Below are 9,827 nucleotides of genomic sequence, written 5' to 3'. Positions count from 1 at the left end.
TTTTCAAGTCAGGAGTCAGGAATCAAATTTCTGAAATTCTAATTTGAATCAGTTTTTTGATATCTCCGCGTCACCACGTTCCCATGTCTCCCTATCCTCTTGAATTACTTATCCTGAAACCCACCAGCATAAGTGATTACGCACATTTTTCCATATCTGGCATGATTACCAAAACCGACTCCAGCGACTTTGAAAGCTGGGTTAAAAATATTTTTCCGATGTCCGCGATCGCTCACTCCATCGTCTATAATCAGTTGCATGACAATATCTTGTGCTGTTGCTGGACCATAGCTAATATTTTCACCTGCTGTAGTTTGCCATTTGCCGTAGCGACTAATCCGAGAAAAGGGACTACTACCATCACTACCATTATGACCGATTGCGCCTTTGCTCCCTTGGTCTTTAACATGGTCTTTAGCACCTAATGACATTCCTTTTGATGCCTTCAATGCTGCTAATGGACGCTGTTTTTTCAAAAATGCGATCGCTTCATCAACTGCTTTGGTTCCTTCCTGTGTCACTAAAAATGTGTTGTTACCAATCTTGACTTTTTTCCCTTGGAAACGCTTACGGTAATTTTCCAATATCGGTAAATAAGATTTGGGGTTTGTTCTGACTTTATTCGTTTCCGCAATTACCTCTGCTTCTAAGCTGGATAGGTAATTTACCCGTGCCAGTAAAATGGGACTTGTTTGTTTACTTGTGGGTGTCACAGAGGTAGAGTTAAGTGAGATTTCTGCCACTGCTGGTTGAGACTGCAATAATTGTGGAATGCCGATAAATACAAAGGCAAGTGAAAAAAATGCCCCAAATTTTAGGCGACGATGCATTGTAAACCTCTTAGTTGATACTTTACTGTATAACTTTGATACTTCCTAGTGACTCATCTTGACAGCAATTTGTTTCTCTAATAACTATTCATAGGTTGAATTTCCAGTCTCTTCAAAATTTCAAATTCCAAGTATTAATACGGGAAAATACTGTAATAAATACTCTGTGTTCAAGTATGGTGCTTTCCTATCTCATCAAATAACCAGCTTACAAAGTCACATAATCCTTTAATTTATATAACTTGCTATAACTAATTCCCTTAACTCTCTCTAAATCCTTTAAAGAAGTAAACGGTTGCTGCTGACGGGCAATAATAATTCTTTCTGCCATTTTTTTTCCCACACCAGGCAATGTTTCAAGCTCGCTAAGACTTGCAGTATTTAAATTTATTTTCTGTAGTGCTTTATTGGCAATGACTTTATCTAAACTGGAGGGTGCTTTTATTTCCGCACATTGCTCTTTTTGTGCTGCTATTTTCTGCTGAATTTTTGGCGGTAAACCAGCTTGGGAATTTTTATAAAGTCTCTCAAATTCACGATTGTAATGTGCAGCAATGACTGGATTTTCAATGACTACAACTGTCTCATCATTACCATAATTTGCAGCTTCAGACCAATTATGGGAACCTGTAATTACAATTTTATGATCAATAATGCCAAATTTATGATGCAATAAATCACCTTTAGGTAAAGTTGGGATAGCAACAGTCGTGAGGGGATTGTACCAAGGTTTATTATCAAACTCGTATTTACATTTATCAGCGAGTGCAAAACCCATCAAATCTAAACCTTCACTGTAGGGACGATAGGCAAAACTTTTTTCAATTAAGACGCGAATTTTTGTATTATTTTCATGTCGTGTTTCTAGGGTATTGGCAAAACGTTGTTCGCTAAAGACAAATAAAGCCATATCTACAGATTTGGTTGCTGCTGCTAAATATTTATTGATTAATCCATTACTACTATTTTTCCAAGGTTGAGTTGGCGAAGTTGGGGAAAAATGAATAGTTACTTTGCTGTCGCCAACTTGAATTGTTTTCGGTGGGCGAATTGGTTTTTTAATGCCAAATTTTTGATTTATAGCTGGATTTGCAGCCTTTTGGGCAGGTGAATTATTTGGGCTACCATTCCCCCACATCAAATTAAATTCTTCTGTAAATATTGATGCGACTTCTGAACTGTCTATTTTTAATAAATTATTGGCATTTCCCAAAGTATCAATGTTTTTAAAATCTCCATGTACATCTGATGGAGTAAAATTAGCTGAGGTGACAACAACAATGCGATTATCAACCACAATAAATTTGTGATGCATTAAGTCACTACCACGAGAACCATCTGCTGTATCATCTAATTTCGGGACTTTGGCATTTTCGAGAATAACTAATGCATCACGCTGATTAATCTCTTCGGAACTCAGTTTTCCATCTTTATTAATATCGACAAAAGCATAAAATTCCTGATATTTTTCACGTTCTCTTGGTTTTAACTTGGCTACTTCTGGCTGTGAAAAACGACTCCAAGCGCGATTATAGGTATTTTCTAAAATTAATCTAACTTTGACTCCTGCTTTTTGCCTTTCTGATAGTGCCTGTGCCACTTTTGGTAAACGTAATTCTTGTACAGCCACATCAACTGATGATTTCGCTTGAGAAATAGCATCAATAATTTGCTTTTCTAAGTCATCACCAAATCGTTTTTTGGGACGATAATCTTCTTGATAATCCGCAGTTTGAGAATGGTTAAAATATACCTGAATAAAAGCATCCTGTGGCAAAGGCTGCAAACCAGAAATTAAACTGTGATTTTGTGATTTTAATTGCTGACAAGCTGTCAGACTCAAAGTAATTAAACATAAACAATAAAATTTATTCTGAGAATTTTTAATCAAGGTAAAATGCACGGTAATTTTTTATAGTTAACTTGATGAACTGATTTATTATTCCCAAAATTTGGCGATGAATTTACCTCCATATTCAACACGCCTCCAGGGTAGGTGACGCATAAATCCACCGATGAGTACAGATACAGTCATGCAAGCAGAAGTGAGAATTTGCCAGATATATATGTAATCTGAATATAGAAATAGAAGCTATCCCGTTGCTAAATATGTTTTTAGATTAAAATATGCAAATTTATCTTGACTACAGTGCTACTACTCCCACTCGCGATGAAGTTATTTTTCTCATCCAAACAACACTCGCACAACAGTGGGGTAATCCCTCCAGTTTGCACGAATGGGGACAACGGGCTGCTACAGTAATAGAAGTGGCACGATCGCAAGTAGCAAACTTAATCAATGCATCCCCCGAATCAATTATTTTCACATCTGGCGGTACGGAAGCTGATAATACCGCAATTATGGGCGTGGCTCGTCTCTATAGCCAACCTCAACATCTAATTATTTCCAGTGTCGAACATTCGGCAATTTCTGAACCTGCACGAATGTTAGAATTATGCGGATGGCAGGTAACACGCCTAGGTGTTGATGCTAAAGGTCAAGTCAACCCGCAAGATTTAGCCAACGCCATTCAAGAAAATACTGTTTTAATCTCGATAATTTACGGGCAAAGTGAAGTCGGAACTTTACAACTGATTCCAGAGTTAGGAAAAATTGCTCGTCAACATCATGTCCTATTTCATACTGATGCTGTGCAAGTTGCCGGACGCTTACCAGTTGATATCGAAAATTTGCCAGTAGATTTACTGAGCATGTCTAGTCATAAAATATATGGTAGCCAAGGAGCAGGTGCATTATATGTCCGTCCAGGTGTGGAATTAGTGCCATTATTATTAGGCGGTGGACAAGAAATGCGCTCCTCGTTAACAGGAATGAATACACCATCCCGCTCCGGCACTCAAGCTGTTGCAATTATCGCCGGTTTTGGCAAAGCCGCAGAATTAGCCATGGAAGAAATGGCAACAGAAACACCCAGATTAATTAAATTGCGCGATCGCCTATTCTCTCACTTAATTGACATTCCCGGTTTAATCCCTACGGGGGATTTAAGCCAACGTTTACCCCACCACGTCAGCTTTTGCTTGGTAAATGCAGATGGTGAGAGTATTAATGGTAGAAATATTGTCCGGCAAATGAATCTGGCGGGAATTGGAATTAGTGCCGGTTCTGCCTGTAGTAGCGGTAAACTTAACCCTAGTCCAATATTACTAGCAATGGGTTATTCTGATCAGGCAGCAATGGCTGGAATTCGCATGACATTAGGAAGAGATACCACAGAGGAAGATATCGACTGGACTGCAATTGTATTTCAGCAGGTTTTAGAACGGTTGCGGAAATAAATCACAAATTAACAAATTAATCAATATCCAAAGGAGTAAATTATGAAAACTTTCTGTTCAGCGATCGCCAAATTGAGGCAAAAATCTATTACTTGGGCAATCTTCCTGAGCCTAATTGCAATTTTTATATTGCCTACTGCTGCTTGGGCTGCCTCTCCCTTGACAGCTTGTCCCAGTTCCCCAAACTGTGTTCTGAGTCAAGATGCCGATTCCAAACATAGTATTGAGCCAATTACATATCATATCGACCGAGATGCTGCCCGTAAAACCTTACTCAAAGTGCTTACCGTTGTTCCGCGCACAGAAGTGACAGAACAAACAGATGATTACATTCATGCCCTGTCCAAAAGTCGTATTTTTGGCTTTGTCGATGATGTCGAATTCTACTTTCCCCAACAGGAGCATATCATCCATATGCGATCGGCATCTCGGATTGGAGATTCAGACTTGGGTGTCAATCGTAGACGTTTAGAGCAGATTCGTCTGGCTTTACAAGACCTAAATATTTGATTGGATAGTGCCGGAATGATGTCTCACCTAGAGAGAAATTGCGTTACACTAGTACCGTGCGGCGTAAATACACATACCATTTTTTAGTCTTGCGAGCAGCTAAACTTTTCTACTTTTTAATCTTTTATCCCTCTTTTGTCAGATTGGGAGAATCTAATCGCCCAAACAGTTACAGGGCTTTAATTTCCACGTTTTGTCTATAAATTTTAGTTTCTGTTAGAAAATAAAGGCTCAAACCTTGATGAAATCAAAGTCTCAGAATCAGCCTGAGATTATTGTTTTCCGAGAGTGACAAAACAGGGTTATTTTCAACAAGTTTTACTAGTGCAAGAAACTGGTATCGTTTGTACTCATGCTGCCCAATTGTTATGCAACATGAAAAAGCAAACTAAATCGGGAGTTACAAATCATGATTGATGCGAACGAGATTCTCAAGTCAATGTGTGAGAAATATCAGGCAGCTGTTAACGCTAACGATTCCGCAGCATATCAGCAGCTATTCGCCGCAGATGCGATTCGCATTCCTCCAGGTTCAGAGCCAGAGTACGGTTCGGACGAAATTTCAAAAAGTGAACAGCAAGACTATAATGTCGCAAAATGGAGCATTCAATCTAGACCCATTGATGTTCTGCATATCAATAATCAGTGGATATACGGAATTGCATATGTTGATGTAACCACTGTTGCCTACGCGGATGGGACGACAAATTCTTTCAAAGCCACGAAGACCTGGCTTCTCCACCAAGAGGAATCAGGAGAATGGTTGATTAAAAGGCAGATGTGGAACCTCAAGTAATAACTCTTAATGGGATTTCTTGTAGTAAGGGACAAGAAAGTGGCGCATCATTTGTGACAGTTAAGGTTTGTATTGTTTTTGACATCATCGTTACAGATAACTCGCGATTGATTGATAATGCTTCTTTCTTAGTCAAAACTGTTAGAACCTGAGCTGCTACACAACTTAGTTAAATTTTTATGAATATTCCGGCTTATGGGTGAATCAAAAAAGGTAAGGTAAAAGAGTAACAACCAATTAATATTTAGACTCGAATTTAGACTCACAAGATATTGAAAAATATGGGTGGGCAATTGTGAAGAATTATCAAGTAATTCCGATAGTAAAATTCTGGTTTTGCTGAATCTTATTCAGATTATTTCAGACAATTAATCCGATTACAACAAGGATAATTGGATATGTTTACAAAAATTCTAGTGGCAGTTGAAAACAATCAAATAGGTCATATTGTTTTCCAAGAATCATTAGCTCTAGCAAAAGCAAGTAATGCGAGTTTAATGCTGGTGCATGTAATGTCACCCTATAGCGATCGCTATGTAAATCCAATTTCCATGGATCCCTATAGCTTTTACCCAGCAATACATTCCGAAGCCATAACTCAAACCCTGAAACAATGGGATCATTTGAAGGAAGAGAATATTAACTTTTTAAGTTCATTATGTAGCACTGCGGCTCAGAAAGGAGTAAAAACCGAGTTTACCCAAAATTTAGGCGATCCGGGACGAATAATTTGCGAAATCGCCAGAAATTGGCAAGCTGATGTCATCATACTTGGTCGTCGAGGACGTGTGGGCTTAAGCGAATTTTTCCTTGGCAGTGTTAGTAACTACGTACTGCATCACGCTCATTGTTCAGTATTAGCAGTTCAAGGAATAGCAGTCACTCTTCCCCAAAATCCTGAGGCGGAAGTAGTAGTAATGAGTGCAGAGTAATTGTGGTAGATGCAGTTGATTTCTATTTCCTCACAACCACAGGTGTTCCCACTTTTGCCCAATTGAATAACCACAAAGCGTTTTTTGGTGGTAAATTAACGCAACCATGACTAACTGGAGTTCCAAAATTATTGTGCCAATATGCGCCATGAATGGCGTAGTTCCCGTCATAATACATAGTGTAAGGAACATCAGGAATATCGTAATCACTACCTCGCATTCTGGCTTGTCGTAATTTTGTTTGGACAGCAAAAACTCCTGTTGGTGTGGGAGTTAGACGCTTTCCTGTGGAAATTGTTGTCCCATAAACAAATTGATTTCCTTCCCAAGCCAACAGCTTTTGTTCTTTGAGATTAATTTCAATCCAACGTTGCTGGGATTCTTTCAAATTGAGAATTGCTTGAGTAATTTTATCTGGTCTGACTGTTTCGGCTTCTGTTGCTGAATTTTGCTTACTTGCGGGTGCTGCTAAACTTGTAATTTGTAGATGATAAATACTCAAAAAATTAGCAAAAACAGACGTAGTCATCAAAATCAATAAATGCCATTTCCAGAGCGATCGCATGTGGACTTGCATATTTACGCAACTCCTTATTTTGTGTTTTGATAAATAAATGAATTCCCGAAAATATTGAGAACAATTAAATTTAGTAGAGTTCAATCACCCGATTATTCTATTATTTTACTTCACCATCTCATCGCCTGATTCCAGATAAATAAATAAAGAATAGTGATTTTTATATAATTAGCCATGATGAACTTTGTTCTGGTATAGAGGGTTCATCATGGCTACTTAGATTAGAATTGGATTAGCAATTGATATTGGTGAGCGATCGCGTGTGTACCTGAATATAAACTATAAATCTGCTTGACAAGACAGCTTAGTTATGATTTTGATTCTAGATTAACTAACTTTTCAGTAGTAAATTTTCTGCCAGAGAAAATCGCAATAAATGCCGTTACATACATAAATAAACTGTACACTGCTGCGGGTACAGCCATATCAGGGTTTTTGAGTATACCTGCGGTAATGGCGATCGCTAATGTACCATTTTGAATTCCCACTTCAATGGCAATACAAATACTTTGAGCTAAATTGAGTTTGAACAATCTGCTAGACAAAAATCCAGCGAAACAAGACAAGAGATTAAGCAGTACAACACCAATTCCCACTTGAATAATAAATCCAGGTAGACGGCTCCATTCACGAATGATTATTGCTGAAATAATTACAATCAGGAAAATAGCAGCCAGGTTGTTTGTTACTTTCTCTAAGCGTCGTGCAATATCAGGAAATTGCTGCCTTATCCACATACCCAAACCACAAGGTACAAGGGTAATAATGAATATTTGTAGCATTGTTTGACCAATTGGCAGTTGAATCGAAGCACTTTGCCCGATAAAGTTTTGCAAAGCAAGATTTGCCAAAATGGGAATTGTGAATACTGTGATAATACTACTAAAAGCTGTGAGGGTAATGGAAAGTACAACATCTCCCTTTGCTAAGTAAGTGATTAAATTAGAAGATGGACCACCTGGACAAATAGATAATATGATGAAGCCTACTGCAATTTCTGGCTGCATGGGTACAACATTTGCAACTATAAAGCCGATAATAGGAAGAATTATTAACTGACTGATTAAGCCAATCGCGACAGCTTTAGGATATTTTGTAATTCGTTGGAAGTCTTCTGGAACTAGGCTTAAACCCATGCCTAGCATGATTATTCCTAAAGCGATGGGTAAAATAATAGCGGTAAAAACGTTAAATTCCATTGTGCTGAATCTATTACAACTTATAGATTTGTCCAATTTGTCTGCGGCTGGCAGCATATTCTCAACTAGTCTACAGTGATTTGATCTACAGCGATTTTAAATCTGGAAATAGTTGTGTATCCCCAAGCAAACTTGTATTTTCCCAGTCGAGGATATGAAGATCAATGTGCGGTTGTTTAAGCTAGAGGATGCGGAACAAATAGCATCTTTGTTCCATGAAACAGTTCGTGAAATCAACGTCCGTGATTACTCAACTAGTCAGGTTCAGGCATGGGCACCCGATAATATCCACTTTAGAAACTGGGTAGAAGTTTGTTCAAGCAGGTTCACTTATGTTGCTGATGATGAGGGCGTGATTGCTGGATTTGGCGAGTTAGAATCAAATGGTCGTATTGACTGTTTCTACTGCCATAAGAATTATCAACGTTGTGGCGTAGGCAGCCAAATCTATCGGGCGATTGAAGCAAAAGCAGTTGAGTTATCAGTGATTCGATTGTTTACTGAGGCAAGCATTACTGCAAAACCATTTTTCCAGCGTATGGGCTTTGCTGTTGTCAAAGAGCAGACTGTGAATCGTCGAGGCGAAACGTTCATCAACTACGTAATGGAAAAGTGTATTAAGACAGGAATTGCGTAATTAGTACATTAATCACCATACATTAATTACTCGCCCTCAAATGTTGATCAAGCGATCGCCTACATCAACCTTACACATTTGTGACAACATCACGCAATAATTACTGATTCATTGTTCCACACCGATTATTTCGCTCATATTAATTCCGGCTAATCAGTTATCCTCAATTTTAATTTTTCTCCCCATCTCCCCATCTCCCCATCTCCCCATCTCCCTATCTCCCTATCTCCCTATCTCCCCATCTCCCCATCTCCCCATCTCCCCATCTCCCTATCTCCCTATCTCCCTATCTCCGCGTCGATTTTATCGTCATGATTTAGGCGAACCTTATATCATTTGTCCGTCCTATGATTAACAATTGACACATGATCAAGGAAAAAATCACAAATGACTACCCAAGATACAATTTTCGGTAAGATTATCCGCAAGGAAATCCCCGCAGACATCGTATATGAAGATGAATTAGCCTTAGCATTCCGCGATATTCAGCCTCAAGCACCCGTTCATATTCTCGTTATTCCTAAAAAACCCATTCCCAAACTGAGTGACGCAACACCCGAAGACAGTGCTTTATTAGGACATTTGTTACTAACTGTTAAGAAGGTTGCCGAACAAGCAGGACTAAAGAAAGGTTATCGGGTTGTCATTAATACTGGCGAAGACGGGGGACAAACAGTCTACCACTTACATTTACATATATTGGGCGATCGCCAAATGAATTGGCCTCCCGGTTGAGACTGATCATTTAGATACACTAAAAATACTTTTTGTCAAGCATAGGTAAAAGTGCGATCGCAATTGCCTATGCCTTTATTGGCAATGCTTACAGCCTTGCATTTGACCTTATTTACATTAGTTAACAATATATGAGTATTTATTGTCAGATACATAACAAATGCTTAATTAAATTTTGTTTACAAAACTCAATTTAAATTCTAATGTAGTAACAGGTGAAGCAAATCACCGACACATTCATCACAATAAAGCAATCATAAAAACATGACCGCAACCTTACAAAGACGCGAAAGCGCCAACGTATGGGAGAA

General features: G+C 38.6%; 10 protein-coding genes. 6 read left to right on the top strand and 4 right to left on the bottom strand.

Features of this window, described 5'->3' with window-relative positions; all coding sequences use genetic code 11:
- Positions 1 to 104 precede the first annotated feature (104 nt).
- Positions 105 to 830, bottom strand: coding sequence for a CAP domain-containing protein (locus tag VB733_RS26790; RefSeq protein ID WP_323343092.1), 726 nt, complete (start codon positions 828 to 830; stop codon positions 105 to 107).
- A gap of 208 nt (positions 831 to 1,038) precedes the next feature.
- Positions 1,039 to 2,733: a DUF655 domain-containing protein gene (locus tag VB733_RS26785; protein WP_323343091.1), complete on the bottom strand. Its 1,695-nt coding sequence runs from the start codon at positions 2,731 to 2,733 to the stop codon at positions 1,039 to 1,041.
- Between the two features lie 224 nt (positions 2,734 to 2,957).
- Here VB733_RS26785 and VB733_RS26780 point away from each other — a divergent pair, with 224 nt between their 5' ends.
- The 4 genes from VB733_RS26780 to VB733_RS26765 all read left to right on the top strand — a co-directional run bounded on the left by VB733_RS26780 (position 2,958) and on the right by VB733_RS26765 (position 6,368).
- Positions 2,958 to 4,130, top strand: a complete 1,173-nt coding sequence (locus tag VB733_RS26780; protein WP_323343090.1) for a cysteine desulfurase family protein — start codon at positions 2,958 to 2,960, stop codon at positions 4,128 to 4,130.
- A gap of 42 nt (positions 4,131 to 4,172) precedes the next feature.
- Complete coding sequence (locus VB733_RS26775) at positions 4,173 to 4,640, top strand: DUF1499 domain-containing protein (RefSeq protein ID WP_323343089.1); 468 nt, start codon at positions 4,173 to 4,175, stop codon at positions 4,638 to 4,640.
- Between the two features lie 409 nt (positions 4,641 to 5,049).
- Complete coding sequence (locus VB733_RS26770; RefSeq protein WP_323343088.1) at positions 5,050 to 5,436, top strand: YybH family protein; 387 nt, start codon at positions 5,050 to 5,052, stop codon at positions 5,434 to 5,436.
- Between the two features lie 398 nt (positions 5,437 to 5,834).
- Positions 5,835 to 6,368 carry a universal stress protein gene (locus tag VB733_RS26765; RefSeq protein ID WP_323343087.1) on the top strand — a complete coding sequence of 178 codons (534 nt, stop codon included), beginning with the start codon at positions 5,835 to 5,837 and terminating at the stop codon, positions 6,366 to 6,368.
- A gap of 22 nt (positions 6,369 to 6,390) precedes the next feature.
- On the opposite strand, the gene VB733_RS26760 is transcribed toward VB733_RS26765, so the two are convergent.
- Positions 6,391 to 6,945, bottom strand: coding sequence for a L,D-transpeptidase (locus tag VB733_RS26760; protein ID WP_323343086.1), 555 nt, complete (start codon positions 6,943 to 6,945; stop codon positions 6,391 to 6,393).
- 308 nt (positions 6,946 to 7,253) lie between these two features.
- A complete protein-coding gene (locus VB733_RS26755) occupies positions 7,254 to 8,144 on the bottom strand; it encodes a bile acid:sodium symporter family protein (protein ID WP_323343085.1) in 891 nt (296 codons plus the stop codon).
- Positions 8,145 to 8,298: 154 nt separating this feature from the next.
- On the opposite strand from VB733_RS26755, the gene VB733_RS26750 reads away from it, so the two are divergent.
- Both VB733_RS26750 and VB733_RS26745 read left to right on the top strand, forming a co-directional pair.
- The gene (locus VB733_RS26750; RefSeq protein ID WP_323343084.1) at positions 8,299 to 8,781 is read left to right on the top strand and encodes a GNAT family N-acetyltransferase; all 483 of its coding nucleotides are present in this window, start codon (positions 8,299 to 8,301) and stop codon (positions 8,779 to 8,781) included.
- 387 nt (positions 8,782 to 9,168) lie between these two features.
- Complete coding sequence (locus tag VB733_RS26745) at positions 9,169 to 9,516, top strand: histidine triad nucleotide-binding protein (RefSeq protein ID WP_096615497.1); 348 nt, start codon at positions 9,169 to 9,171, stop codon at positions 9,514 to 9,516.
- Positions 9,517 to 9,827: the final 311 nt, after the last annotated feature.

This window comes from Calothrix sp. UHCC 0171 (assembly GCF_034931845.1).
Taxonomy (GTDB): domain Bacteria; phylum Cyanobacteriota; class Cyanobacteriia; order Cyanobacteriales; family Nostocaceae; genus Brunnivagina.
The sequence above is the reverse complement of the archived record's forward strand: the minus strand, read 5'-3'. Positions and strand labels throughout refer to the sequence as shown.

What these genes read in the sequence shown, in the direction of transcription:
- VB733_RS26775 (WP_323343089.1), top strand. Translation starts at nt 4,173, where the DNA reads ATGAAAACTTTCTGTTCAGCGATCGCCAAATTGAGGCAAAAATCTATT.
- VB733_RS26790 (WP_323343092.1), bottom strand. Translation starts at nt 830, where the DNA reads ATGCATCGTCGCCTAAAATTTGGGGCATTTTTTTCACTTGCCTTTGTA.
- VB733_RS26755 (WP_323343085.1), bottom strand. Translation starts at nt 8,144, where the DNA reads ATGGAATTTAACGTTTTTACCGCTATTATTTTACCCATCGCTTTAGGA.
- VB733_RS26770 (WP_323343088.1), top strand. Translation starts at nt 5,050, where the DNA reads ATGATTGATGCGAACGAGATTCTCAAGTCAATGTGTGAGAAATATCAG.
- VB733_RS26745 (WP_096615497.1), top strand. Translation starts at nt 9,169, where the DNA reads ATGACTACCCAAGATACAATTTTCGGTAAGATTATCCGCAAGGAAATC.
- VB733_RS26750 (WP_323343084.1), top strand. Translation starts at nt 8,299, where the DNA reads ATGAAGATCAATGTGCGGTTGTTTAAGCTAGAGGATGCGGAACAAATA.
- VB733_RS26780 (WP_323343090.1), top strand. Translation starts at nt 2,958, where the DNA reads ATGCAAATTTATCTTGACTACAGTGCTACTACTCCCACTCGCGATGAA.
- VB733_RS26765 (WP_323343087.1), top strand. Translation starts at nt 5,835, where the DNA reads ATGTTTACAAAAATTCTAGTGGCAGTTGAAAACAATCAAATAGGTCAT.
- VB733_RS26760 (WP_323343086.1), bottom strand. Translation starts at nt 6,945, where the DNA reads ATGCAAGTCCACATGCGATCGCTCTGGAAATGGCATTTATTGATTTTG.